Consider the following 26,359-nt stretch of genomic DNA (forward strand, 5'->3'; position numbering starts at 1 on the left):
CTGCGGACCGCTTCCGTGGCCCTCCTCACGGCGCTGGTCTGCCTGGCCGGCCTGCCCGCGACCTCCGCCTCGGCAGCCACGCCGACGCAGTCGGTGCTCACCCCGGTGTTCCTCACCAACGGGCGGTGGAACGACCAGGTCCTGTGCGCCAGTCCCGATGACGACAGCGTCTGGCTCGAGCAGTTCGACGCCTCGAACCTCTACTGCCAGTGGATCCAGATCGGCGAGCGCGGCCGATTCCTGCTCTTCAACCCCCAGAAGCAGAAGGTCGCGAGCTACCTGGGCGGCAACGAAGGGGCCGTCGTGATGCAGAACCTGCTGTACCCCGCCCCCAACCAGCAGCTCTTCTCCTGGGGCGGCATGGAGAGCTGGAATGCCTCCTCCCTGCAGTCCTACCAGGACAGCGGGCAGAACATCGACGCCAAGAGCCCCGACGGCGACGACCCGCGCATCGATCCGGTGCACACCCGGGGCTGGCGGCACGGAAACCAGCGGGAGCTGACCTGGAACGAGCTCCCGGCCGCCCGCCCCACCCTCGGCAAGGCCGTCGAAACGCTGCAGTCCTACCAGTCCTACCTGAACACCCTGCTGGGGGGCATCGCCCCCGATGAGACCGCCTGCGTGACCACGGCCATCTCCCTGCGGGCGCAGGCCAACGGCAAGTACGTCTCGGCCGAACTCGGCTACGGCGGCGACCAGAACGCCATGCTGCGCGCCCGCGCCGGCGTCCTGGGCCCCTGGGAGCAGTACAACGTGTGCCGCAACAACAAGAACGGCCTCTACTCGGTCCGGTCGGTGGCCAACGGCAACTACGTCACAGCCGAACTCGGCTACGGCGGCGACCAGTACGGTGAACTCCGCGCCCGGTCGGGTGCCATCGGTGCCTGGGAGCAGTTCAGCATCGAGCGCTCCGGCTCCGGCTACACCATCCGCTCGGCCGCCAGCGGCCAGTACGTCTCGGCCGAGGTCGGCTACAGCGGCGACCAGAACGGCATGCTCCGTGCCCGCTCGGACGGCGCCGGCGTCGGGGAGAGGTTCCAGTAGACGGTCGCGCGGCCGGCCGGTCCGCACGGCTCGCCTGTCCGCACGGCCGCATGGCACGTGAGCGAGGCTGCCCGGCCGTCGAGGCCGACAGTCAGTAGGACGATGGTCAGCAGGCAGGGCCTGGATCTCTCGTACGGGAGGTCCAGGCCCTGCCGCATGCGTACCGAGCGGCGGCTCAGGGCCCGTCCGGCCGAACGCCCCGGTGGCCGCCTGCCCCGGCCAAGCGTGCCAGGTCCGCCCGGCCGACCGCCCCCAGCTTGCGGCCCACCCGCTCCACCAGCGCGGTCACGTCCTGCGGAGTCAGCAGCAGGGCCTGGGCGACCTGACGGTCACTGTGACCGGCGCCGACCAGCTCCACCAACCGGTGCTCGGTCATCGACAGGCTCCCGGCCACCGGCGGTGCGGCTTGCGGGCGTACCCCCACCGCGGCCAGCGCCCGGCGCACCCGACCGGCCAGCAGGACACTGCCGCAGGTCTGCGCGAGGTCCAGCGCCTGGGTGAGGAGGCGGCGGCCCTGGCCGGTCTCGCCCGCTCGCGTCAGAGCGGTCCCCAGCTCGTACCGGGAGCGGGCCAGCTCCAGGCGGGCCGGGGATTGCTCCAGCACGGCCACGGCCTCGCGCAGGTGGGCCTGCCCTTCGGGGCCGCCCACGACGACACCCAGGCAGCGCGACGCCAGGCCGATCGCCCGCCCGGTGCCCCACCGATGGGCCAACTCCAGCTCCTCGGTGGCCAGCTGGAGCGCATCCGCCTGCTGTCCGAGTGCACGGTGCAGCAGCGCCGCCTTCGACCGCCAGGGCATCATGGCCAGATTCGTGACCTGCGCCTGCTTCTCCTGCGCGCCGTATTCCAGCAGGACCGCGAGGGCGGCGGCCGGATTACCCCGCTCGGCGTACAGGCGGCTGCGGACGAGGAGCGTCGGCCCCTGCCAGAGCCAGCCCGCCCGGTCGGTGTCGGCATCCGGCACGAGCACCTCGGTTGCCGAGGCCAGGTCGCACCGCTCTATCAGCGATTCGCCCACCTGGGCCATCATCGCCAGCCTCACCCGGTGCTCCATGCCGTCCCCGGTCGTGGTGCCGGGATGTCCGATCTCGGGAGTGAGCGCGCGCTGCTGACCCCGACGCGTCCGCACCGTCAGCTGCCACATCATCGCCGCCGACACCATCCGGAACGAGCCGCACCGCGCGCCCAGGTCGGCGACCTGGTCGAACCGCGCCGCCGCGTCGTCGAGGCGGTCGGTGGTCACGAAGCCCATCCCGGCCAGGCTGACGAGCATTCCGGCCTGGTCCACTCCCGCCAGCCCGCCGCGCAGGGCCCGGTCGAGGAGGTCATTGGTGACCGAGGCACTGGCATCCCCGGTCACGGCCGAGGCGGACAGCGCGGCCAGGACCGCGCACTCTCCCGGTGTGTCACCGGCCAGCTTGTGGTCCCACAGCTCTCTGGCCCGCTGCCGGGCCGCGGGCAGGGTGGGCAGGTGCTCATAGCCGATCAGCAGCATCTGGGCCTGCAGGTACCAGGACGTCTCGCGGGCGAGTCCGGTGCCGTCGTCCGTCTGCCGCAGGTCCTCCACGGCGCGGGCGAGGACGTCGACGGCGCACGCGTGCTGATGCTCGATGAACAGCGCGTTGGCGAGCAGGTGGGCCGCGTGGGCCCGGGAGTACGGGTCGGCCAGCGCTGACGAGGCCTGCGTCAGGTGATGCCTGGCCGCGGCGACGTCGACCTGCAGCTCATCGGCGCCCAGCTCCAGCAGCAGGGGACCGCGCTGTGCGGTGGACATCGGTTCCCGCAGGGCCCGGCGCAGATAGGTCATGGTGATCTCCGGAGCCCCGCGGCCGCGGGTCACCCTCGCCGCTTCCCGCAGGGCGTCCACCCGCCAGGTCTCACCGCTCGGTTCGGCCAGCAGCAGATGGGTGGCCACCTGATCGCCGGCCCCGCCCTCGCGCCGCAGCAGTTCGGCCGCCCGCGCGTGCCCGGCGGCCAGCTCCACCGGTCCCATGACGGCTTCGGCGACCGCGGCGCGGATCAGCGGATGATCGAACCGCGCCACCTCGCCCGGCCCCAGGACACCGATCCGCCGCAACTGTCGGCCGTGCTCCCGGGCCTCGGCCTCGCCCAGTCCTGCCAGTTCGGCCGCGACGTGCCAGGCAACCCCGTCGCCCAACACCACCAGGGACCTGGCCAGCCGCCGGGTCGGCTCCGGCCGGCCTGCCAGCCGCTTGACCACAGTGGCGGCCAGGATCCGGCCGCGGAACTCCTCCACCAGGTATGCCTGATCGCCGGCGGGCCTGACCTCATTGTCGGCCAGCGTCCGCAGCAACTCGCGAAGCAGCAGCGGATTGCCCTGCGTCGCCTCGGCACAGGCGGCGACGAACGGCGGCTCGGCGTCCTGCCCCAGACTCGTCCGCACCAACCGGGCCAGGCTGTCGCCGGCCAGGACAGGCAGCTCGACCTGAAGGCAGTCCGGCTGTCCGGCGATCTGCTCCAGGAGCGGCTCGACCTGCGTCCCGCTGTCCGGCCGTGCCGTCAGCACCAGCAGCAACGGCAGACCACGCAGACGCCGCGCCAGGTACGCCAGCCACCGTACTGACGGGCCGTCCGCCCAGTGCACGTCGTCGATCACCAGCGCGACCGGCCCGTCATCCGTGACATGCACCATCAGCCAGTACAGGCTGTGCAGAACACCCAGCGACACACCCGGTGGCGCCTCTGGCAGCAGCCCCGCGCCCTCGCCGGCGCCATCCACGCGCAAGGCGTGCGACGCCAGCTCCGCAGGGCCCGACAGCAGCCGCTCCCGCCCGGCACGACCGGCTCGGGCCAGCAACGGTTCGGCCAGCTGCCGGAGCACCGAGAACGCGAAGTCCTGCTCCAGTTCTCCGCAGCAGGCCCGAACCACCCGGATCCCACGCGCCTGCTCGGCGGCGGCCCAGGTGTTCACCAGCGAGGTCTTGCCCGTCCCCGCGCCCGAACGCACCAGCACCACCGTGCCCCCACCGGCACGTGCCGTACCGGCCGCCCGTTCGAGGATGGCCAGCTGGCCTTGGCGATCGAGCAGGCCCAGCCCTCGCACACCGTGCTCCGCCGGCACACCCCCCGGCCGGCCGGAACGGCCGGCCGCCAGCAGCGTGGCCGCGTCGGCGTCGGCCAGCCCCAGCGCCGACACCAGCATCTCCACCGTGCGACGCTGCGGCCGCTCCCTGCGGCCCCGCTCGAGATCCCTGATCGACCTGGCGGCCAACCCGGCGGCCTCGGCCAGCTCCTCCTGGGTCAGCCCCGCAGCCCGGCGAAACCCCAGCAGAATCTCACCGAACGTCCTCACCCGACCACCCCCACACCCGGGACGTCAGCCCCGGACACCGGCCACGACCGACCCACCATCGCCACGTACCCACCACGGCACCCCCGCCGTATCCAGTCCCACCGAGGCCCCGGAGCAGGGCGGGACGAAACGGCGGCAGTGCCGCCCCGTCACTTCTACTCACTGGTAACCAATCAGGACCCTACCGGAGTGATCCGCCCGAATCCCGAGGTCCGCCGTTCTCGCCGAGCCGGCACCCACCAGCGATCAACTCCCCGCCCGGCAGGCCGCCTGAGGAGACCCGACAGGCAGGGGCCTGACCACCCCGCCGTCAGGGCTGCTGCGCCTCCGGCGGCAGCCCCATGGCCACCCCCGCCTTCGCCATCGGCGCGCCGCCGCGTACCCGTGGGCTGCGTCGGCCGCGCCGCTCGACCCAGCGGGCCAGCCAGGAGAGGGCGAGGCACATGCCGATGTAGACCGGTGCGATGACCAGCACCACCGGGATGAACGGGAGGTCGTAGTCGAGGTTGGCGGCGATCAGCTTGCCCGCGTGCAGGAACTCCTCGTAGGTGATCAGGAAGCCGAGCGAGGTGTCCTTGAGCGCCACCACCAGCTGGCTGATGATGCTGGGCAGCATCGCCCGGTTGGCCTGCGGCACCAGGACGTACGCCATCACCTGGGTCTTGCGAAGGCCGAGCGCGAAGGCGGCCTCCCGCTGGCCGCCGGGGACGGCGAGCACCCCGGCCCGGAAGACCTCGGCGAGGACGGAGCCGTTGTAGAGCGTCAGCCCGGCGACGAGCGCCCAGAGCGGCTGGACCTTCATCGCGACGAAGATGAAGAAGATCATCACCAGCAGCGGCATCGCCCGGAAGAACTCGACCACCAACGTCGAGACCCAGCGCACCGCCCGGTGGTCGGAGAGCCGCCCGGCGGCGAGGAGCGCGCCGAAGGGTAGCGCGAAGAGCGCCGTCAGCCCGAAGGCCTTGAGCGTGTTGCCGAGCCCGTCCAGCAGCAGCCGCTGGATGCCCCGGTACTCGAAGGGCATCCACTTCTGGTAGGTGAACTGGTGGGTGTGGAACAGCTCGTAGACCACCCAGCCGACCAGCGCGGCGATCAGCACCAGCGCGAGCACCCCGTACCGGCGGTGCCGGGCGGCGGCCTTCGGGCCCGGTACGTCGTACAGCGCCGAGGAGCTCACCGGGACACCGCCAGCCGTCGTTCGAGCAGATTGAAGAGGGCGCTGATCGCCAGGGTGATGATCAGGTAGCCGACCGCGATCCAGACGAAGGTCCAGAGGATGCTGTACCCCAGCTCGTTGATGGTGCGGTAGGTGCCGAGCAGCTCGACCACGCTGAACGAACCGGCGATCGCGGTGTTCTTGGCCAGCGCGATCAGCACACTGCCGACCGGCGGGATCACCGAGCGGAAGGCCTGCGGCAGCACCACCAGGCTCAGCGTCTGGCCGAAGGTCATGCCCAGGCTGCGCGCCGCCTCGCCCTGCCCGGTCGGCACCGTGTTGATCCCCGAGCGCAGCGCCTCGCAGATGAAGGCCGAGGTGTAGCACCCGAGCGCCAGCACGGCGAAGGTGAAGAACGGCAGCGAGACCCCGAAGCGCGGCAGCCCGAGCACCACGATGAAGAACAGCAGCGTCAGCGGCGTGTTGCGCAGCACGGTGACCCAGCCGGCCCCGAGCGTGCGCAGCGGCCCGACCGGCGAGACCCGGAAGGCCGCCATCAGCACCCCGAGGGCCAGCGCGAGGGCCGCGCTGACGGCGGTCAGCGCGAGGGTGCCCAGAAAGCCGTGCCAGTAGGTCGAGAAGTTGTCGGTCAGGACTTTCACGCGGCCCCCATCCTCAGTAGCGGTCGAGCCAGTAGCAGTCGGTTCAGTACCGGTCGATCGGCGGCGGGGTCGGTGCGGGCACCCCGGAGAGCCCGAGCGTCGCGTCGTAGGCGGCCTTCCAGTCGCCGTTCTGCTCGTGCCGCAGCAGCGCGTCGTCGATGGCACCACGCAGCACGGCGTCATCGTGCGGGGTGCCGATGCCGTACGGCTCCGTGGAGAACGGCTGCCCGGCGATCTTCAGCTCGTCCGGCACCTTCGCGGCGTACCCCTGGAGGATGGCGTTGTCCGTGGTCACGGCGTCGACCTGACCGGTGATCAGGTTGTCCACGCAGGCCGAGTACGTGTCGTAGGCGACCAGCTGGGCCTTCGGGTACTGCTTCTGGATGCGCTGGTACGGGGTCGAACCGGCCGCCGAGCAGACCTTCTTGCCGTTCAGGTCCTGCGGGCCGTGGATGGCGGTGTCGGCCTTGCGCACCAGCAGGCTCTGCCCGGCGATGAAGTACGGGCCGGCGAAGCCGACCAGCTTCTTCCGGTTGTCGTTGATGGTGTAGGTGCCGACGTAGTAGTCGACCTGGCCGTTCTGCAGGGCCGTCTCGCGGTTGGCCGAGGCGATCGTCCGGAACTGGATCTGTGCGGGCGCGAAGCCCAGGTCCGCGCCGACCATCTTGGCGATCTCGATGTCGAAGCCGGAGTACTCGCCGGTCGCCGGGTTCTTCTGGCCCAGGTATGGCTGGTCCTCCTTGGCGCCGACCACCAGACGGCCCCGGCTGCGGGCGCCGTCCAGGGTGGGCGAGCCGTGCACGGAGTCCGCGCTGCGCACCTGGTAGCTGGGCAGTGAGCTGGCCTGCGGGCCCTTGGGCGGCGGGGTGCCGGGCTTGCCGCAGGCAGCCAGCAGGGCCAGCGCAAGAAGGGCGGGCCCAACGAGTCTCCGGGTCACCGGGCGGCCCCTCAGTGCTTAAGAATCTTGGAGAGGAAGTCCCGGGCGCGCTCGGTCTCCGGGGCACTGAAGAACTCCTCGGGGGTGCGGTCCTCCAGGATGCTGCCGTCGGCCATGAAGACGACCCGGTTGGCGGAGGCGCGGGCGAAGCCCATCTCGTGGGTGACGACGACCATCGTCATGCCCTCGTGGGCGAGGCCGCGCATCACGTCCAGCACCTCGTTGATCATCTCCGGGTCGAGGGCCGAGGTCGGCTCGTCGAAGAGCAGCGCCTTCGGGTCCATCGCGAGCGCGCGGGCGATCGCCACCCGCTGCTGCTGCCCGCCGGAGAGCTGCGCCGGGTACTTGTCCGCCTGGTCGGCCAGGCCGACCCGCTCCAGCAGCTCGCGGCCCTTCTGCTCGGCCTCCGCCTTCGGCCGCCCGCGCACCTTCACCGGTGCCAGCGCGACGTTCTGCAGCACCGTCCGGTGCGCGAAGAGGTTGAACGACTGGAACACCATCCCGACCTCGGCCCGCAGCCGGGCCAGGCCCCTGCCCTCGGCCGGCAGCGGCACGCCGTCGATGGTGATGCTGCCGCTCTCGATCTGCTCCAGCCGGTTGATCGCCCGGCAGAGGGTCGACTTGCCGGAGCCGGAGGGGCCGATCACCACGACCACCTCACCCCGCCCGACGGTGAGGTCGATGTCCCGCAGCACGTGCAGGGCACCGAAGTGCTTGTTGACGCCGCTCAGCTCGATCAGCGGCGCGAAGACGGTGCTCACCTGCTCCGGCGGCCCTTGAGCAGCCAGCCGAGCGCGCCGCCCGCGAGCAGCGTGGCCAGCAGCGCGATCCAGAGCGGGGCGGTGACGGTGAAGACCCAGAACTGGATCTTCACCTTGTCGAGATTGGCGAACAGGAACCAGACCGCGAGGATCACGAGGACGCCGATCGCGATCACCCTGGTGGGGATGCCCGCGATCTCGCCCTTCCGCTGGCTACCGGCTGACGAACCGTCTGAAGTCTTGGTCACCTCCGCAGTCTGCGCCGCCGCACGGCCCGCACGGTCGCACCCCACGCGGGCATGCCCCGGACAGCCCAACGCCGTCCACCCGTACAGGTGATCGGCGCGCTCCAAGCGCGGTCGCGGTAACAGTGCGTCCGGACGGCACTGGGCACGCATCGTCATCATGTGAACGCACGCCCGGCGATCCACCCAAGTCGCTTTCAGCCAACGCTGGATAACGCACCATCAGCCCTGACAGGTCGACTCTCCCGGTCGCCCCCAGGGATTCACCGTGCGCTGGTCGTGCCACTCGATGACGCCGTCGGACAGCACCGGCGGGGGGCGGCCCGGCAAGCCCGGGACTGACCCAGGAGGAGGACGAGTGGCGGGCTCACGGGCCATGGGACACGGCTGCGCCCCGACCCCGGCCGAGACGGGGGTCGGGGCGAATGGGCCGAGTTCAGGCGATGGCGTTGCGCCGACGGCGGAGGGCGAAGGCGCCGACCGCGAGCGCCAGGGCTGCGCCCGAACCGCCGACGAGCGCGGGCGTCGAGGAGGAGGCGCCTTCCGTCTTCTTCGCGGCGCCGTAGCCGCTGGACATGCCCGTGGTGTCGTACACCGAGCCGGGCAGCTTGTCGGCATAACGGGCCTTGACCAGCTTCTGGTAGTCGCTCAGCGAGACCGACGGCTGGCCGCCCAGACCCTGCCGCGCCTGGTCGTTGAGCGGTTCGACCGTGGTGAGCTTCAGCTGGTACCAGCCACGGATCTGCGGCTCGGCGAACACCACGGTCCCCACCGTGGCCCGGCCCGCGTACGTGGCGTCGCTGTCGCCCTCGCGCACGGCCGCCAAGTGCCACCCGCCGCCCTGCGTGGGGGCGAGCATGACGGTGGCGTTCCGTCCGTTGACCGGGGCGTTCAGCGCGGAGACCAGATAACTCAGCTTGACGGCCTCGGTGGCGATCGGCAGGGACGTCCCTGCGGCGAAGCCAGGGGTGATCTCGTTCAGCGCCAACGGGTCCTGGACGGTGAACGCCGACATGCCCTCGCACGGGTCGGCCTTGTCGGGGATCGGCTGCGGCGCCCCGACCCCGTCCCCCTGGGGCACCGGAATGCTGAGGAAGCGGCAGACGGCGTTGCGGACGTCGGCCGACTTCACCAGGTCGAGGGCGGCCTGGTAGCCCGGGATGTCCGCCGGGAGCGGGTCCATGGGTGCGGCCGCGTGGGCGGGGCCGGCGACGGACAGCAGCGCGGATGCGCTCAGTACCAGGACGGTGGTCAGGCGGGAGCGTCGGGAGGCCGCCCGCTTGCTGGACGTTCTTGTTTCGTGCATGCCGCCTGCCTTAACGGGAGATGCCGATCCGGGAGTGGGTCCACTTGAACGAGCTGTTGCTGACGTAGTCGTTGTAGTTCCACCAGGTGTAGGTGGCGGTGTCCGGCCACGGGTCGGCGACGCCGATGGTGTTGTTCGACGTGTCGAAGCCGTAGACGACGTTCATGTGGCCACCGCCGGACGTCCACCCGATGCGGGCGGCGACAGGCCGGGCCGCCTTGACGTCGGTGTAGACCTGGTTGAACGTGGCCGCGCTGTTCAGGCCCGAGCCGGGGTGGGTCATGCCGAGGCTGCTCCAGCCCTTGGCCATGTCGTCCAGCGTGGCAGGCTGATTGTTGCAGCCGTAGTAGGGCTGGGCCCGGGTGCAGAAATCCGTCTGCGTGCTGCCGTAGCCATGAAACTTGGCGATCGTCAGCCCGGAGGCGACCCAGCACCACTGGGTCTTCTCCTGCTTGTACATGCCGATGGTGTCCTGCCCTGCCTCGGCGTGGGCCGGGCTCCCTGCGGCGGCGAGCAATCCCGAAGCCGTCAGTGCGACGGCCATCGTCGTGGCCGCGAACGTGGATCTGCCCATCTTCCTGCCTTCCCGCGAAAGTGCGATGCGTGCCGGGGGATCTGGCACAGCTATGACAGCACGAATTGACGGCGCCAAACATAGTGCGTATGAAAACTGCACCTGCAAGGGCGAATCGTCATATATACAGCGGGCTCGACGACGCCGTGGACTCTGTCGATAAGGAACAGGCTGGTCGACAGCTTGAACGACTCGACCCGGTGGGCCTTCACAGCTGCTGCCCGGAGCCATTCCCACAGAATTCTGGAATTTCCCACTCCGCTGTCCATAGTGTGCAGGCGCTGTCCACTGTGTCGTGGAACCTGCACCGGGGCCGGGCTCACCCTTCGTCCCGCCAGGAGGCCCAGAGGGCCGCGTACGGGCCGTCGGCCGCGACCAGCTCGGGGTGGCTGCCGTACTCGCTGATCCGGCCGCGCTCGACCACCGCGATCACGTCCGCGTCGTGGGCGGTGTGCAGCCGGTGGGCGATGGCGATCACCGTACGGCCCTCCAGGACGCGGGCGAGCGAGCGCTCCAGGTGCCGGGCCGCGCGCGGGTCGAGCAGCGAGGTCGCCTCGTCCAGGACGAGGGTGTGCGGGTCGGCCAGGACGAGCCGGGCCAGCGCCAGCTGCTGGGCCTGCGGGGGTGTGAGGGCGGCGCCGCCGGAGCCGACCTCGGTGTCCAGGCCGTCCGGGAGGGCGGCAGCCCACTCCGCCGCGTCGACGGCCTCCAGCGCGGCGTGCAACGATGCGTCGTCGGCCTCCGGCCGGGCCAGCCGCAGGTTGTCCCGCAGGGTGCCGACGAAGACGTGGTGCTCCTGGTTGACCAGCGCGACCTGCGCCCGGACCCGCTCGGCGGGCATCCGCGAGAGCGCGGCGCCGCCGAGCGTGACGCTGCCCAGGCGCGGGGCGTAGATCCCGGCGAGCAGCCGGCCGAGGGTCGACTTGCCCGCGCCGGACGGCCCGACCAGCGCGACCCGGCTGCCAGGGGCGACCGCCAGGCTGATGTCGTGCAGCACGTCCGCCCCCTCGCGGTAGCCGAAGCTGACCTGCTCGGCCGCCACCCGCCGCCCGTCGGGCCGGGCGTGCTCGTCCGTCTCCGGGTCCTCGACCTCGCGGACGCCGACCAGCCGGGCCAGCGAGGCCTGCCCGACCTGTAGTTCGTCGTACCAGCGCAGGATCAGGTCGACGGGGTTCACCAGCGCCTGGGCGTAGAGCACGCCGGTGGTGAGCTGGCCGACGCCGATCCAGCCTCGGGCGGTGTAGATCCCGCCGAGCGTGAGGGTGGCCAGCACGGCGAAAGCGTACGTCGCGTCGACGCTCGGGAACCACATGGTGCGCAGCCACAGCGTGTACCGCTCCCAGGCGACCCACTCGGCGATCTTGCGGTCCGTCAGCCGGACTCGCTCGTCGCCGAGGCGCAGCGCCTCGACGGTGCGACCCGCGTCGACCGTCTCGGCGAGCACGGTGTTGACGGCCGCGTACCCGGCGGACTCGGCCCGGTACGACTGCGGGGCCCGGCGGAAGTACCAGCGGGAGGTGACCAGCAGGATCGGGGCGCCGAGCACGGCGGTGAGGGCGAGCAACGGTGAGGTGACCAGCAGCGCGCCGAGCACCAGGACGACGGAGACCAGCGCCACCGCCAGCTCGGGCACGGCCTCCCGGACGGACTTGGCGAGCCGGTCGATGTCGGTGGTGCCCCGGGAGACGAGATCGCCCGTCCCGGCGCGCTCCAGCACGCCCGGCGGCAGCGCGACGGAGCGGACCAGGAAGTCCTCCCGGAGGTCCGCGAGCACCTCCTCGCCGAGCACGCCGCCGCGCAGCCGGGACCAGCCCATGAAGGCCGACTGGACGGCGAGCGCGGCGAGGTACCAGCCCACGGCGGCCAGCACCTTGCCCTGGGCCGTGCCCGCGCTCAGCTGCTCGACGAGCCCGCCGAGCACCCAGGGGCCGACCAGCCCGGCGACGGCGGAGACGGAGTGCAGCGCGACGACCGCGCCGAAGCCGGCCCGGTGCCGCCGGGCGAGCAGCCGGACGTAGGCGCGGACGGCCGCCGGTGAGCCGACCGGCAGCATCGTGGCGGGCCCGAGCTCCTGATGGGCCGGGGGTTTCATACGACCTCCTCCAGAGTGACGACCTGCGCGGGCGGCTGCGGGCGCGGGCTCTCTTCACGGGTGACGACGGCTCGGTAGTACGGGTGGCCGCGCAGCAGCTCGCGGTGGGTGCCGGTGGCGACGACCCGGCCGTCCTCCAGCACGGCCACCGTGTCGGCCTGGTCGAGCAGCAACGGGCTGGTCGCCAGCACGACGGTGGTGCGGCCCGCCCGGAGGCCGCGCAGCCCGACGGCGATCCGGGCCTCGGTGTGGGCGTCGACGGCACTGGTCGGCTCGTCGAGCACCAGTACCGGCGGGTCGGCGATCAGCGAGCGGGCCAGCGCGAGGCGCTGGCGCTGCCCGCCGGAGAGCGAGCGGCCGCGCTCGGTGACCACGGCCGACAGCGGGTCTCCCCCGCACTCGGGCGAGCCGTCGACCAGGGCCTCCAGCACGTCCTCGGCCTGCGCGGCCGCGACGGCCTGCAGCGGCGCGACCCGACCGGAGGCCGGTACGTCGAGGAGCACGGCCAGCGTGCCGGAGAGCAGCACCGGCTCCTTGTCGTGGACGAGCACGGCGGCCCGCACCTCGGCGAGGGCGGCCTCGTCGAGCGGGACGCCGCCGAGCCGGGCGGACGGCCGGGGCTGCTCCCCGTCGGCGAGCGGGACGTGCCCGCCGAGCCGGGCGGCGAGCTCGCCCGCGAGATCCGGGTCGCCGCAGACCACGGCGGTGAGGCGGCCCGCGCGGGCGGTCAGGCCGGTGACCGGGTCGTACAGGTCGGCCGGCGCCGGGTCGGGCAGTTGCGCGGCCCCGGGGGTGTCGGCGCCCCGGGAGAGGGCGAGCACCCGGACGGCGCGGGCGGCGGAGACCTGGGCGACGCTCCAGGCGTGCGCGGCCTCGCCGAGGATGCGAAGCGGCGCGGCCAGGAAGGCGGTGGCGCCGTAGACGGCGATCAACTCGCCGATGCCGAGCCGCCCGTCGAGCGCCAGGGTGGCGCCGTACCAGGTGACGCCGACGACGAAGAGGCCGGGCAGCAGCACCTGCTGGGCCTGCATCAGGGCGCGGATCCGCGCGCTGCGGACGGCCGCGCCCCGGACGCGCTGCGAGGCCTCGCGGTACCGGGTGAGGAACAGCTCCTCGCCGCCGATGCCGCGCAGCACCCGCAGCCCGGCGACGGTGTCGGCGGCGAGCTCGCCCGCCTTGCCGCCGAGGGCGCGCTGTTCGCTGTAGCGGCGCTCGAACGGCCCGAGCAGTGGCCAGACGGCGAGAGCCAGCACCGGGACGCCGAGCAGCACGGCGGCGCCGAGCAGCGGCTGCCGGGCGAGCACGGCCAGGCTGACGGCGAGCCAGACGATGACGGCGGCCCGAACGCGGGCGGTCAGCTCGACGTACCAGCCGATCTTCTCGACGTCGCCGCTGCCGACGGCGACGATCTCGCCGGTGGCGATCCGGCGGGAGAGCCCGGCGCCGAGCCGGGAGGCCTGGCGGGCGACCAGCTGGCGGGTCTGGGCGGCGGCGGTGATCCAGTTCCAGACGGCCTGGCGGTGCAGGTTGACGCCGCCGACGGATTGGAGCACGGCCAGGACGAGGGCCAGCCCGCCCGCCCGCCAGACTCCGCCGGTGTCGCCGTCGACGGCGGCCTGGATGCCGAGGCCGAGCGCCGCGGGGAGCGCGGCCTGGCAGCCCAGCTCCAGCACCCCCCAGCAGGTGGCGAGCAGCTGGCCGCGCCGTTGGCTGCGCTGGAGCCAGCGCAGGAAGGCCCGGGGTGAGCCGAGATCCGGGCTGCCGGGGTCGGTCATCGGCAGATGTTCGAGCGGCATGACGCTCCGTCACAGGGGTGGTACGGGCAGGGGGCGGCCGTGGTGAGCCGGGGCGGCCGTGGTGAGCCGAGGTGGATCGGGAGGGGCCGGAATGCAACCGGAGTGAATTCGCGGCCCGGATCCCTCGCACCTGCGAGGGATATCCGCATGCCGGTTCGACTCTGCGAGGGGCGGCCCGACCCGGGGGAGGTTGGCGGTACCGACTGATGGGAGATCGAGCCTGCCGGGCGCGGAGTGACGTACGCAACAGGTTTTCCGGGCGCGGATCGGGGAGGCCGTTCGTTGGGCCTCACGGTGGCTCGCTGCAGCTGATGGTTCACCATTTAAGGTGAATTCCCCCGAACTGGGAACATTCCCGATCCGAGGCTGGTTGCTCTCCACCGGCAGTATCGGACAATCCGGAAGGTTCCCCTTCTAGTGAGCACCATTCCCAGCATCACCCTGAACAACGGCAGCCGGATTCCGCAGCTCGGCTTCGGTGTCTGGCAGGTCTCGGACGACGGCGCCGAGGCGGCCGTGCGCACCGCGATCGAGGCCGGGTACCGCAGCATCGACACCGCCGCGATCTACGAGAACGAGGCGGGCACCGGCCGGGCCGTCGCCACCGCGGGCGTGCCCCGCGAGGAGCTGTACGTCACCACCAAGCTGTGGAACTCGGGCACGCTGGACTGGTCCGGCGCCCAGGGCCAGGACGCGGTGCTCCGCGCCTTCGACGACTCGCTGGCCAAGCTGGGCCTCGACTACGTCGACCTCTATCTGATCCACTGGCCGCGCCCGATGCACGGCACCTTCGGCAACGTCTGGAAGGCCTTCGAGAAGCTGGCCGCCGACGGCCGGGCGAAGGCGGTCGGCGTCTCCAACTTCGGCACCGCGCAGCTCGACGCGCTGCGCCAGGAGTCCGACCTGGTGCCCGTCCTGAACCAGGTCGAGCTGCACCCGCACTTCCCGCAGACCGAGCTGCGCGCGTACCACGCCGAGCACGGCATCGCGACGGAGGCCTGGAGCCCGCTCGGCCAGGGCAAGGAGCTGCTGGCCGAGCCCGCGCTGGTGAAGATCGCCGAGAAGCACGGCCGCACCGTCGCCCAGGTCGTACTGCGCTGGCACCTGCAGAGCGGTGTGATCGCCATCCCGAAGTCCGTGACGCCGTCCCGGATCAAGGAGAACCTCGACGTGGCCGGCTTCGAGCTGGACGCCGAGGACATGGCCGCGATCGCCGGCTCCGAGACGGGCGAGCGTCTCGGCCCGGACCCGCAGGGCTTCGACTGGAACTGACCGGCAGGCCGAGAGGCCGGCACCCATGGGGTGCCGGCCTCTCGGTACGGGCGTTCGAACACTCCCCGGGACCACCGATGCCCGGGAGAGGCGGCAGCGCGCTGCCGGGTAAGGCGCCAACTGGTAAATCGTTCCTGCTGCCCTGACCTTGACGAATCGTTACAGCCGGGCGGCCTTGGCGAGCAGTGCGAGCGCGGTCTCGTGCTCGTGCGGCTCCAGCGGTGCGAGCAGCAGCTCCTGGACGGCGCGGACGCCGGCCGTCGAGCGGTGCAGCAGCTCCTGGCCCGCCGGAGAGAGCGAGAGCAGGTTGCGCCGCCCGTCCGAGGGGTCACGCCGACGCAGCACCAGGCCGCGCCGGACGAGGCGGCTGACCATCTCCGCCATCGTCGCCTTGTCGAGCGAGGCCAGCTCGCCGACGGTGCGCTGGTCGGCGCCCGGCTCGGTCTCCAGCGCGTCCAACACCGCGTACTGAGGCGCCGTCAGGTCGGAGCCGACCTTGTCGGACCACAGCTTGGTGTGCACCTGCTGGCTGACTCGGATCAGGTAGCCGAGCGCGCGCTGCGCGTCCAGCACCGGCCGGGTGTCGGTGACCACGGCGACCACCGCGGGCTCCAGCCTGGCTATTTTCGCCATCACCCGGACGATCTCCGTCTGCTCCTCGGGAGCCAGCGGCTCCAGGAGCGTCCGCTGGACGCGGACCACTCCGCCGGTCGCCTCGCGGACGGCCTGTGCACCGTTCTGCGAGAGGGCCAGCAGTTTGCGTCGGCCGTCGGCGGGGTCACGGCGCCGGAGCACCAGACCACGCCTGACCAGGCGGGCGACCATCTCCGCCATCGTCGCCTTGTCCAGGGAGGCGCGCTCGCCGACCGTGCGCTGGTCGGCGCCCGGCTCCAGAGCGAGCACCAGGAGTACGGCGAACTGTGGAGCCGTCAGTTCGGCTCCGACGTGCTCGGACCACAAGCGGGTGTGTACCTGCTGGGCCACGCGGATGAGGTGGCCGGGCGACTGCTGCAGTCGACCTGGCACACGGGTCGTCGGGATCTCCCCCAGCACCATGAAATCCGTCCCGATGTCACACCCGGTGTGTGTGGGACACCCGGGCGGGGCAGTAACGGCGAGTGAGCGTCCTGCTGTGAAGGTAAGCGCGCCAGCCGTGCAGCCGGTGGCTGCTGGCGCACACTATACAAACGGTCGGCCCGTACCGGCAGGCGGGGGCCAATAGTAGACGCTTGTTCGTTGAAGTTGGCATATTTCCACAGCCTGTCGCGATCACGACGAGTCCTCGGTCAGCTCTGCACAAAACAGTGACCTTCACCCTCTGTCACCTGCGACTCTGCACTCTGGCCCGGAAGGCTACCCGCCGGTAGGGTTGCCGCCGCAACGCTCTCCCCACCACTCATCCGGGTTGCGCAAATCCCCCGGGGCCACCCCGGACCGTCACCCAACCGAGAGAGACGAGTACGAGCATGACCGAGCAGAGCACCACCCCCCGGGTCGCCGTCGTGACCGGCGCGGCGCGCGGCATCGGCGCCGCCACCGCCGAGCGGCTCGCCGCCGACGGTTACGCCGTCGCCGTGCTCGACCTGACCGAGGAGTCCGCGCGCGAGACCGCCGCGCGGATCACCGCCGCGGGCGGCCGGGCCCTCGCCGTCGGGGCCGACGTCTCGGACGCCGAGCAGGTGCAGGCCGCCGTCGAGCGGATCGCGGCCGAGCTGGGCGCGCCGGTCGTCCTGGTGAACAACGCCGGGGTGCTCCGCGACAACCTGCTCTTCAAGATGTCCGAGTCCGACTGGGACACCGTCATGAACGTGCACCTGCGTGGTGCCTTCCTGATGACCCGCGCCGTGCAGAAGCACATGGTGGACGCCGGGTTCGGCCGGATCGTCAACCTGTCCTCCTCCTCCGCCCAGGGCAACCGCGGCCAGGCCAACTACTCCGCCGCCAAGGCCGGCCTCCAGGGCTTCACCAAGACCCTGGCGATCGAGCTCGGCAAGTTCGGCGTCACCGCCAACGCCGTCGCCCCCGGTTTCATCGCGACCGAGATGACGGCCGCCACCGCCGCCCGGGTCGGGATGGAGTTCGAGGCGTTCAAGCAGGCCGCCGCCACGCAGATCCCGGTCAACCGGGTCGGCACCCCGGAGGACATCGCCAACACCATTTCCTTCCTCGCCGCCGAGGCCGCCGGATTCGTCTCCGGTCAGGTCATCTACGTCGCAGGCGGGCCACTCGACTAAGACCGACCGACAACGCCGCACCCCGCATTCCGGAGCGCCCTCCGACCGGTGACCGACAAGCACCCGGCCGGAGGGCGCTTCGCCTTGTCCCGTACGGACCGTCCGTCCGCGCGCGATCTTGCCCGGCGGCTTTCCGGAATCCCTCCCGCCGCCGACCGGAAAACCGGTCGTTCGGCTTCTTTCCTGTCCCCTATATAGGGGTCCGGCATAGCGGCCCGCGCAGAGGGGGGGCGGATTCGGTCCGGCGCGCCCAGGCCGCTCGCGATGCGATCGAGGCGGGTCAGGTGGAGACTCGGGGGTGCGGAGGTCTTGCACGGGCAAGACACGGCGACCGCCGGGGTCGGACCCGACGGCACCCGAACCCCGGGAGGCACTCATGAACGAGCCCAGCGACGTCGATTCCAAGTCCACCCCGACCACCCGGCTCTACACCGGCGGCGAGCGCCCCTTCGACCCCGAGGACCTGGTGATGGTCTCGGGCCGCGACCTCACCCCTGAGCGCCTCCAGCGGGCCCAGGAGCAGATCGACAAGTACGGTGCCGCCGCCCTCGAGCGCTACCTCCCCTGACCCGTCCGACCTCGAAAGCCCCCAAGGCCCCCGCCCTCGGGGGCTTTCGCATGCCCGGCACATGCCCGCCGCGCGCCCGTCGCGTGCCGCAGGCGGTGTAGTCAAGGGCACCCCAACTGCGCTATACCTGCCCATCAGTGTTCGTTCTTGCATGATGAGGGGATCATATGCGCAGAACTTTGCATCACTGGCAAGGCCGCCCGGCCGCACTGGCCCTGGCAGCCGCTCTGACCGTCGCCGGAGGCACACTCACCCCGGCCCTCACCACCCCCGCCCACGCGGCCGCCGCCACCAGCTCGGTCGGCGCCGTCACGGGCTTCAGCGCCAACGGCGCCGTCTTCTCGATCGCGGCCGGAAACAGCAAGGCCCGGGTCAGCTTCGTCACCACCCAGGTCTTCCGGATCGAGCTCTCCCCCAGCGGCCCCTTCACCGACCCGGTCGGCACCGACATCGTGCTGCCGCAGGGGGCACCGCCCGCCGTCGGCTGGCGCGACGCCGGGGACCACTACGAGATCTCCACCAGTGCCGTCGTCCTGCGGGTCTACAAGGCCGCGCTCCGCTTCGCCCTCTACCGCACCGACGGCACGAAGGTCTGGGAGGAGACCAAGCCGCTCTCCTGGGACGGCAAGGCCACCACCCAGACCCTCGCCCGGGGCGCCACCGAGCAGTACTACGGCACCGGAGAGCAGAACGGCTCGTTCTCCCACCGGGGCACCACCCGCCAGGTCGGCGTGGACTACACCTGGGACGAGGGCGGCCACCCGAACTCCGTCCCCTTCTACCTCTCCTCCGCCGGGTACGGCGTCTACCGCAACACGTACGCCCCCGGCAGCTACGCCTTCAACGACCCGGTGACCACCACCGAGCAGGAGATGCGCTTCGACGCGTACTACTTCGCCGGGCCGGGCCCCAAGGACGTCATCGGGCAGTACACCTCGCTCACCGGCAAGCCCTTCCTCCCGCCGGTCTACGGCCTGGAGATGGGCGATTCGGACTGCTACCTGCACAACGCCAACCGGGGCGAGCGGCACACCCTGGACGCGCTGAACGTCGCCGACCAGTACGCGGCCAACGACATGCCGAACGGCTGGATGCTCGTCAACGACGGCTACGGCTGCGGGTACGAGAACCTCGCGCAGACCGCCCAGGGCCTCCAGCAGCACAAGATGCAGCTCGGCCTCTGGACGGAGAACGGCCTCAGCCAGCTCGCCGACCAGGTCAAGGCCGGCCAGCGGGTCGCCAAGCTGGACGTCGCCTGGGTCGGCAACGGGTACAAGTTCGCCCTCGACGGCTGCAAGGCCGCGTACCAGGGCATCGAGGCGAACAGCAACGCCCGCGGCTTCACCTGGGCCCCCGAGAGCTGGTCCGGGGCGCAGCGCTGCGGGGTGCAGTGGAGCGGCGACCAGTCCGGCAGCTGGGACTACATCCGCTGGCAGATCCCGACCTACGCCGGGTCGACGATGTCCGGGATGGCCTACAACACCGGTGACGTGGACGGCATCTTCGGCGGCAGCCCGCAGACGTACACCCGGGACCTGGAGTGGAAGTCCTTCCTGCCGGTCCTGATGTCGATGGACGGCTGGGCGCCGAGCGACAAGCAGCCCTTCCGCTACGGCGAGCCGTACACCTCGATCAACCGCAAGTACCTGAAGCTCAAGGAGTCGCTGCTGCCGTACATGTACAGCTACGCGGCGGAGGCGAGCCGGACGGGCGTCGGCCCGGTGCGCCCGCTGGCGCTGGAGTACCCGGACGACCCGGTCACGGCGACGGACGCCGCGAAGTACGAGTTCCTCAGCGGCGAGGACTTCCTGGTCGCCCCGGTCTACTCGGACACCTCGACCCGGGACGGCATCTACCTCCCGAAGGGCACCTGGGTCGACTACTGGTCGGGCCGCACCTACCAGGGCCCGACCACCGTGAACGGGTACAGCGCGCCGCTGGACACCCTGCCGCTCTTCGTCAAAGCCGGGGCCTCGGTACCGATGTGGCCGGGCATCAACTCGTACCAGGACCGCACGGCCGGCTCGCCGCTGGCCTGGGACGTGTACCCGCAGGGCCACAGCAGCTTCAGCCTGTACGAGGACGACGGCGTCACCCGTGAGAACCGGGACGGGAAGTCCGCCACCCAGACGGCCGTCGTGGACGCGCCGCTCAGCGGGCCTGGCCGGGTCACCGTGGACGTCTCGGCGAGCGTCGGGGACTTCACCGGCAAGCAGACCGCCCGGCCGTACCTCTTCACGGTGCACAGCAGCACCGCGCCGGGTCAGGTCGGCCTCGGCGGGCGGGTCCTCCCCCGGCTGGCCAGCAAGGCCGCCTTCGACGCGGCCTCCGAGGGCTGGTGGTACGACAGCGCCGACCGGGGCGGGGTGGTCCAGGTGAAGACCGCGACGATCAGCACCGCCACCGCCTTCCAGCTGGTGCTGGACGGCGCGAGCGCCGTCGGCGGCACGCCGGCGGGCCCGACGGCCGACAGCTGGGCGAGTGACCTGCCGTGGGTCAGCCAGACCAACGGCTGGGGGCCGGCCGAGCGCGACCGCAGCAACGGCGAGACCGGAGCGGCGGACGGCCACCCGATCACCCTGAACGGCACGGTCTTCGCCAAGGGCATCGGGGCGCACGCGGACTCCGACATCGAGATCCAGACCGGCGGGCACTGCTCGTCGTTCTCGGCCACGGTCGGTGTCGACGACGAGATCAACGGCTACGGCAGCGTGACGTTCTCGGTGGTCGCGGACGGGAAGACGCTCTGGACCTCCCCGGTCCTGAGCGGCGCCTCGGCCCCGCTGCCCGTCACCGTCCCGCTGGGCACGGCGGACCGGGTTCACCTCAAGCTCAACGTCGCGGCCACCAAGGCCGGTGACCACGGCGACTGGGCCGACGCCAAGTTCCACTGCGCCTGAGCCACACCGGGCCCCGGGGGGGCGGGGAACTGCCGCGCGCGGTTCCCCGCCCCCCAAGGTCCACCCGGTAGTGTCATGGCCGTGCAAGACCAAATCCGACAATCCGACGCCGCGCCCCTGATGACCCGCCGCCATGCCGTCCTCTTCGGGCTCACCGGGCTGGTGTACCTGCTGGTGGTCGTCGAGGTGCTCCGGGGCACCCGGCTGGTCGAGCTCGACTGGGCGCTGAAGCAGCTGCGGCCGTACAAGCGCTGGCCCGAGGTGCAGCCGCTGCTGAACGTCTGGATCGTGGCGGGGCAGCGCGGGCCGTCCGCGATCGTCGCCTGCGCCTGGCTGGGCTGGCGCTCGTACCGGGTGCGGTCGCTGCGGCCGCTGCTGGTGATGGGCGCGGCGCTGCTGCTGCTCAACATCACCGTCGGCGCGGTGAAGATCGTCACCGGCCGCCTCGGCCCGCACTACGCGCACTGGATCGACTCGCCGGAGCTCTTCTCCGGCGGCCAGATCTTCCCCTCCGGCCACACCGCCAACGCCGTGGTGACGTGGGGCGTGCTCGCCTACCTGGCAGTCCGCTGGCGCCGCACCGGCGCCCTGCTGGCCGGCCTGACGGCCGTCTCGATCGGCCTCACCACCGTCTATCTCGGCACCCACTGGATCTCGGACGTCTTCGCCGGGTGGGCGGCGGGCGCGCTGGTGCTCCTCGCACTCCCCCTGGCCGAGCCGTACGTCACCGCGATCGACCGGCAGGTCGTCGCACTCTGGCGCCCGCCGGCCGCCGAGCACTAGCCTTCGAGGTAGGAGGCGACGATGCGACCGGCGAAGACTCCGAAGACCTGGCGCAGCGGCACCGAGCCCACCACCGCGCGCAGTGACCTGAAGCTGCGGTTCCTGCTCTCGGTGGTCTTCACGCCGTTCTTCGCCCTGCTGACGGCCGCCTTCGCCGTCTGGGCCGCCGCGTCCACCGACCGCTCGGTGCCCACCCAGGGGACGCTGACGGTGTTCGCCGTGGCCTGCGGTCTGCTGACGCTGCTGGCGGCGGTGGACCTCTGGGTCGTGGTCCGCCGCCGCCGTACCGAGCTCTAGCTCGTCACCGGCTGCCGACGGCCTGCTTGACCAGGGTGCGGCCGAAGTCCCACATCAGGCCGCTGCCCCGGTGGGCGTCGTCCATCACGTCGGTGAAGGCGGTCAGGAAGCGGTCGACCTCGCGCTCGGTGATGATCAGCGGCGGGATCAGCTTGATCACCTCCAGGTGGTCGCCGGAGACCTGGGTGAGGATGCGGTGGCGCTGGAGCAGCGGCACCACGACCATCTGCGCGAAGAGGCCCTTGCGGGCCGCCTGGAGCGCCGTCCAGCCGGTGCGCAGCTTGAGCGACTTCGGGCGGCCGAACTCGATGCCGATCATCAGGCCGCGCCCGCGCACCTCGGCGAGCAGCTCGTACCGCTCGACCAGCTCGGCGAGCCGCTCGCGGAAGAGGTCGCCGACCCGGCGGGCGTTCTCGACCACCTTCTCCTCGCGCATGACGTGCAGGGTGGCGAGCCCGGCGGCCATCGCCTGCGCGTTGGAGCCGAAGCTCGCGGAGTGCACGAGCACGCGGTCCATCGAGGAGTACACCTTCTCGAAGATCCAGCCCTTGCCGAGGGTCGCGCCGATCGGCACGTAGCCGCCGGAGAGCGCCTTGGCGGCGCAGACCAGGTCCGGCAGCACGCCCTCCTCGTGCTGGTACGCGAAGAAGTCGCCGGTGCGACCGATGCCGGTCTGCACCTCGTCGCAGATCAGCAGCGCCTTGTGCTCGTGCAGCAGCTGCTGGGCGGCGAGCAGCCAGCCGGGCGGCGTCGCGTGCACGCCCTTGCCCTGGATCGGCTCGACGATCAGGGCGGCGACGTCGCCCTTGCGCAGCTCGCGGGCGAGCGCGCCGAGATCGCCGAGCGGGACGGCGGTGTCCGGCAGCAGCGGGCCGAAGCCCTTGCGGAAGCCGCCCTCGCCGTTGACGGAGAGTGCGCCGGTGGTGAGGCCGTGGAAGGCGTGGTCGCAGTAGAGGACGCGCGGGCGGCCGGTCGCGCAGCGGGCGAACTTGAGGGCGGTCTCCACGGCCTCGGTGCCGCTGTTGCCGAAGAACACCCGGTCGAGGCCGGGCGCCTCGGCGAGCAGCCGCTCGGCGAGCAGGCCGGGCAGCGGCGCGCAGTCGAAGCGGGTCAGGTCCGGCAGGTCGAGGTCCATCACCTGCCGGACGGCGTCGCGTACGGCGGGGTGGTGGCGGCCGAGCGCGAAGATGCCGAAGCCCGCGAGCATGTCGAGGTACTCCTGCCCCTCGGCGTCGTAGAAGTACGGGCCCTCGGCGCGCTCGTACGTCTTGTCGAAGCCGATGGTGTGCAGCATCCGGGGCAGCTGCGGGTTGAGGTACTTGGCGTGCAACTCGTAGCGCTCGGCGCCTCGTTCGGCGAGCAGGGCGGCGAGGTCGAGGCCGTGGTCAGCCGGCATGGTGCGGGTTCGCTCCTCGGATCGGTAGGAGTTGCTTGGCGAAGACTGCGGTCTGGGCGGCGACCCCGGTGCCCGTCAGCCCGATCTCCTCCATGATCTCGCCGCGCGAGGCGTGCTGGAGGAACTCCTGCGGGATGCCGAGGTCGCGCAGCGGCACGTCGACGTCGGCGTCGCGCATGGCCTGGGCGATGGCGGAGCCGACGCCGCCGACGCGGCCGTTGTCCTCGACGGTGACGACCAGGCGGTGGTCGGCGGCGAGGGCGACGAGGGCGGGGTCGACGGGCTTGACCCAGCGCGGGTCGACGACGGTGGTGGTGAAGCCCTCGGCAAGCAGCAGGGCGGCGGCGTCCAGGCAGGCGGGGGCGAGGGCGCCGACGGCGACCAGCAGGATCTCGGGGGCGGGGCCGGTGCGCTGGAGCACGTCGACGCCGCCGATCCGTTCCAGGGCGGGCACGGCGGGCCCGGTCTCGCCCTTGGGGAAGCGCAGCACCGTCGGGGCGTCGGAGACCTCGACGGCCTCGCGCAGCTGGGCGCGCAGCTGGGCGGCGTCGCGCGGGGCGGCGAGCCGCAGGCCCGGGACGACCTGGAGGATCGACATGTCCCACATGCCGTTGTGCGAGGCGCCGTCGTTGCCGGTGACGCCGGCCCGGTCGAGCACGAAGGTGACGCCGAGGCGGTGCAGCGCGACGTCCATCAGGACCTGGTCGAAGGCCCGGTTGAGGAAGGTCGCGTAGACCGCGACGACGGGGTGCAGGCCGCCGGTGGCGAGCCCGGCCGCGCTGGCGACGGCGTGCTGCTCGGCGATGCCGACGTCGAAGGTCCGCTCCGGGTACTCCTCGGCGAACTTGGCCAGCCCGACGGGTTGCAGCATCGCGGCGGTGATCGCGACCAGCTCGGGCCGCTCGGCGCCGAGCGCGACCAGCTCGGAGCCGAAGACGGAGGTCCAGGAGACCCCGGCGGAGGGCGAGACGGGCAGGCAGGTGTACGGGTCCATCGCGTTGACGGCGTGGAAGCGGTCGGCCTCGTCCTGCTCGGCCGGCCGGTAGCCCCGGCCCTTGACGGTGAGGCAGTGCACGATGACCGGCCCGCCGAAGTTCCGGGCCTGCCGCAGGGCCTGCTCGACGGCGCCGATGTCGTGGCCGTCGATCGGGCCGAGGTACTTGAGCCCGAGGTCCTCGAACAGGCCCTGCGGGGCGAAGGCGTCCTTGAAGCCCTTCTTGGCGCCGTGCAGCGCGTCGAAGATCGGCTGGCCGACCAGCGGGGTGCGCTGGAGGGCGCCCTTGCCCAGGGCGAGGAAGCGCTCGTAGCCCTGGGTGGTGCGCAGGGTGCTGAGGTGGTGGGCGAGGCCGCCGACGGTGCGGGCGTACGAGCGTTCGTTGTCGTTGACGACGATGACCAGCGGGCGGTCGGTGGCCTCGGCGATGTTGTTGAGCGCCTCCCAGGCCAGGCCGCCGGTGAGCGCGCCGTCGCCGATCACGGCGACGGTGTGGCGGTCCGGGCGGCCGAGCAGCTGGTGTGCCTTGGCCAGGCCGTCGGCGTAGCCGAGGGCGGTGGAGGCGTGCGAGTTCTCGATCACGTCGTGCTCGGACTCGGCGCGGGAGGGGTATCCGGAGAGGCCGTCCTTGGCGCGCAGCCGGGTGAAGTCCTGGCGGCCGGTGAGCAGCTTGTGCACGTAGGCCTGGTGGCCGGTGTCCCAGAGGATGCGGTCGTGCGGGGAGTCGAAGACGCGGTGCAGCGCGATCGTCAGCTCGACGACGCCGAGATTGGGCCCGAGGTGTCCGCCCGTCCGGGTGACGGCGTCGATCAGGAAGTCCCGGATCTCCTCCGCCAGCACGGGCAGCTCGCCCTGGGCCAGCGCCCTCAGGTCGGCGGGGCCCTTGACGGTGTTCAGGAGTGACATGGCTTCACCTCGCGGCTCGGTCCGAAGCTTCTGACTACTCAGCGTGCAGCGGTTGCGCAGGGCGCGCCTGTTCTGCGGAGGCCCGCCCTGCACTTCCCGGCCCTAGCTCGTGCTGCCCAGGGTCTCCTTGACGGCGCGCAGGGACTCCTTGAGGGAGCCCATGGTGGCGAGGACGGCGGTGGGTTCGTAGCCGCAGTGGGCCATGCAGTTGGCACAGCGCGGGTCCTTGCCGCGGCCGTACTTGGCCCAGTCGGTCTTCTCGATCAGCTCGCGGTAGGTGGGGACGTACCCGTCGGCCATCAGGTAGCAGGGGCGCTGCCAGCCGAAGAGGGAGTAGTTGGGGATGCCCCAGGCGGTGCACTCGAAGTCGATCTTGCCTTCCAGGAAGTCCAGGAAGAGCGGGCTGTGGTTGAGGCGCCAGCGGCGCCGGTTGCCGCCCGCGAAGGCCTTCCGGAAGAGCTCCCTGGTCTGCTCGACGCCGAGGAAGTGCTCCTGGTCGGGGGCCTTCTCGTAGGCGTAGGCCGGGGAGATCATCATCTCGTCGACGTGCAGTTCGTCGTTGAGGTAGTCGAGCACCTCGATGATCGTCTGCGGGGTGTCGGTGTTGAAGAAGGTCGAGTTGGTGGTGACCCGGAAGCCGCGCCGCTTGGCCTCCTTGATCGCCGCCACCGCCTCGTCGAAGGTGCCCTCCTTGGCTACCGACTCGTCGTGCCGCTCGCGCAGCCCGTCGATGTGCACGGTGAAGGTGAGGTAGGGCGAGGGGGTGAACTTCTCCAGCTTCTTGCGCAGCAGCAGCGCGTTGGTGCAGAGGAAGACGTACTTGCGCCGCCCCACCAGCTGCCGGACGATCTCGTCGATCTGCGGGTGCATCAGCGGCTCGCCGCCGGCGATGGAGACCATCGGCGCCCCGGATTCGAGCACCGCGCCGACGGCCTGGGCGACGGGCATCCGCTGCTTGAGGACCCCGGCGGGGTGCTGGATCTTGCCGCAGCCCTCGCAGGCGAGGTTGCAGGCGAAGAGCGGTTCCAGCTCCACGATCAGCGGGAACTTGTCCCGCCGCTTGAGCTTCTGCTGCATGAGGTACGTGCTGACACGTACGGTCTGGCGCAGCGGCATGGCCATG

At 71.7% G+C, this 26,359-nt stretch carries 21 protein-coding genes; 7 read left to right on the top strand and 14 right to left on the bottom strand.

Translation table 11 applies throughout. The features are described from left to right. The first annotated feature begins 15 nt into the window (after positions 1-15). Positions 16-1,044 (top strand): fascin domain-containing protein, encoded by a 1,029-nt coding sequence (locus tag ACR68M_RS03010; protein ID WP_441248805.1) that lies wholly within the window; start codon positions 16-18, stop codon positions 1,042-1,044. Between the two features lie 175 nt (positions 1,045-1,219). Here the strand turns inward: ACR68M_RS03010 and ACR68M_RS03015 are convergent, their stop codons facing one another. The 10 genes from ACR68M_RS03015 to ACR68M_RS03060 form a co-directional block, all read right to left on the bottom strand. Next, positions 1,220-4,357 carry an AAA family ATPase gene (locus ACR68M_RS03015; RefSeq protein WP_441248806.1) on the bottom strand — a complete coding sequence of 1,046 codons (3,138 nt, stop codon included), beginning with the start codon at positions 4,355-4,357 and terminating at the stop codon, positions 1,220-1,222. 310 nt (positions 4,358-4,667) lie between these two features. Beyond that, positions 4,668-5,534: an amino acid ABC transporter permease gene (locus ACR68M_RS03020; protein ID WP_441248807.1), complete on the bottom strand. Its 867-nt coding sequence runs from the start codon at positions 5,532-5,534 to the stop codon at positions 4,668-4,670. Then, positions 5,531-6,175: an amino acid ABC transporter permease gene (locus ACR68M_RS03025; RefSeq protein WP_441248808.1), complete on the bottom strand. Its 645-nt coding sequence runs from the start codon at positions 6,173-6,175 to the stop codon at positions 5,531-5,533. The genes ACR68M_RS03020 and ACR68M_RS03025 overlap by 4 nt, the downstream gene beginning before the upstream one ends. A 43-nt stretch (positions 6,176-6,218) precedes the next feature. Further along, the gene (locus ACR68M_RS03030) at positions 6,219-7,112 is read right to left on the bottom strand and encodes a glutamate ABC transporter substrate-binding protein (protein WP_441248809.1); all 894 of its coding nucleotides are present in this window, start codon (positions 7,110-7,112) and stop codon (positions 6,219-6,221) included. 11 nt (positions 7,113-7,123) lie between these two features. Further along, positions 7,124-7,873 (bottom strand): amino acid ABC transporter ATP-binding protein, encoded by a 750-nt coding sequence (locus tag ACR68M_RS03035; RefSeq protein ID WP_441248810.1) that lies wholly within the window; start codon positions 7,871-7,873, stop codon positions 7,124-7,126. Continuing rightward, positions 7,870-8,121 (bottom strand): LapA family protein, encoded by a 252-nt coding sequence (locus ACR68M_RS03040; RefSeq protein ID WP_441248811.1) that lies wholly within the window; start codon positions 8,119-8,121, stop codon positions 7,870-7,872. Before ACR68M_RS03040 ends, ACR68M_RS03035 begins: the two co-directional genes overlap by 4 nt. Before the next feature lie 433 nt (positions 8,122-8,554). After that, positions 8,555-9,424, bottom strand: a complete 870-nt coding sequence (locus ACR68M_RS03045; protein WP_441248812.1) for a hypothetical protein — start codon at positions 9,422-9,424, stop codon at positions 8,555-8,557. 10 nt (positions 9,425-9,434) lie between these two features. After that, positions 9,435-9,998 carry a papain-like cysteine protease family protein gene (locus ACR68M_RS03050; protein ID WP_441248813.1) on the bottom strand — a complete coding sequence of 188 codons (564 nt, stop codon included), beginning with the start codon at positions 9,996-9,998 and terminating at the stop codon, positions 9,435-9,437. A gap of 319 nt (positions 9,999-10,317) precedes the next feature. Next, complete coding sequence (locus tag ACR68M_RS03055) at positions 10,318-12,090, bottom strand: ABC transporter ATP-binding protein (RefSeq protein ID WP_441248814.1); 1,773 nt, start codon at positions 12,088-12,090, stop codon at positions 10,318-10,320. Next, positions 12,087-13,886: an ABC transporter ATP-binding protein gene (locus ACR68M_RS03060; RefSeq protein ID WP_441248815.1), complete on the bottom strand. Its 1,800-nt coding sequence runs from the start codon at positions 13,884-13,886 to the stop codon at positions 12,087-12,089. The genes ACR68M_RS03055 and ACR68M_RS03060 overlap by 4 nt, the downstream gene beginning before the upstream one ends. A gap of 417 nt (positions 13,887-14,303) precedes the next feature. Here ACR68M_RS03060 and ACR68M_RS03065 point away from each other — a divergent pair, with 417 nt between their 5' ends. Further along, positions 14,304-15,158 carry an aldo/keto reductase gene (locus tag ACR68M_RS03065; protein ID WP_441248816.1) on the top strand — a complete coding sequence of 285 codons (855 nt, stop codon included), beginning with the start codon at positions 14,304-14,306 and terminating at the stop codon, positions 15,156-15,158. A gap of 159 nt (positions 15,159-15,317) precedes the next feature. On the opposite strand, the gene ACR68M_RS03070 is transcribed toward ACR68M_RS03065, so the two are convergent. Next, on the bottom strand, positions 15,318-16,142 hold the full coding sequence (locus ACR68M_RS03070; protein ID WP_441248817.1) for a MarR family winged helix-turn-helix transcriptional regulator: 825 nt from the start codon (positions 16,140-16,142) through the stop codon (positions 15,318-15,320). A gap of 482 nt (positions 16,143-16,624) precedes the next feature. Between ACR68M_RS03070 and fabG the strand changes: the two genes are divergently transcribed. From fabG to ACR68M_RS03095, 5 genes are all read left to right on the top strand, one after another. After that, positions 16,625-17,392, top strand: coding sequence for a 3-oxoacyl-ACP reductase FabG (fabG, locus tag ACR68M_RS03075; RefSeq protein WP_441248818.1), 768 nt, complete (start codon positions 16,625-16,627; stop codon positions 17,390-17,392). 376 nt (positions 17,393-17,768) lie between these two features. Continuing rightward, positions 17,769-17,960 (top strand): hypothetical protein, encoded by a 192-nt coding sequence (locus ACR68M_RS03080; RefSeq protein WP_441248819.1) that lies wholly within the window; start codon positions 17,769-17,771, stop codon positions 17,958-17,960. Between the two features lie 167 nt (positions 17,961-18,127). Beyond that, positions 18,128-20,860 (top strand): NPCBM/NEW2 domain-containing protein, encoded by a 2,733-nt coding sequence (locus tag ACR68M_RS03085; RefSeq protein WP_441248820.1) that lies wholly within the window; start codon positions 18,128-18,130, stop codon positions 20,858-20,860. Between the two features lie 81 nt (positions 20,861-20,941). Next, the gene (locus ACR68M_RS03090; protein ID WP_441248821.1) at positions 20,942-21,643 is read left to right on the top strand and encodes a phosphatase PAP2 family protein; all 702 of its coding nucleotides are present in this window, start codon (positions 20,942-20,944) and stop codon (positions 21,641-21,643) included. Between the two features lie 21 nt (positions 21,644-21,664). Then, the gene (locus ACR68M_RS03095; RefSeq protein ID WP_441248822.1) at positions 21,665-21,940 is read left to right on the top strand and encodes a DUF6343 family protein; all 276 of its coding nucleotides are present in this window, start codon (positions 21,665-21,667) and stop codon (positions 21,938-21,940) included. A 4-nt stretch (positions 21,941-21,944) separates the two neighbouring features. Here ACR68M_RS03095 and ACR68M_RS03100 read toward each other — a convergent pair whose 3' ends face one another. The 3 genes from ACR68M_RS03100 to hpnH all read right to left on the bottom strand — a co-directional run bounded on the left by ACR68M_RS03100 (position 21,945) and on the right by hpnH (position 26,358). Next, positions 21,945-23,336, bottom strand: coding sequence for an aspartate aminotransferase family protein (locus ACR68M_RS03100; protein WP_441248823.1), 1,392 nt, complete (start codon positions 23,334-23,336; stop codon positions 21,945-21,947). After that, a complete protein-coding gene (gene dxs / locus ACR68M_RS03105) occupies positions 23,326-25,236 on the bottom strand; it encodes a 1-deoxy-D-xylulose-5-phosphate synthase (protein ID WP_441248824.1) in 1,911 nt (636 codons plus the stop codon). Before dxs ends, ACR68M_RS03100 begins: the two co-directional genes overlap by 11 nt. Before the next feature lie 102 nt (positions 25,237-25,338). Continuing rightward, positions 25,339-26,358: an adenosyl-hopene transferase HpnH gene (gene hpnH, locus ACR68M_RS03110; protein WP_441248825.1), complete on the bottom strand. Its 1,020-nt coding sequence runs from the start codon at positions 26,356-26,358 to the stop codon at positions 25,339-25,341. Position 26,359: the final 1 nt, after the last annotated feature.

Source organism: Kitasatospora sp. McL0602, from assembly GCF_052076145.1.
GTDB lineage: Bacteria > Actinomycetota > Actinomycetes > Streptomycetales > Streptomycetaceae > Kitasatospora.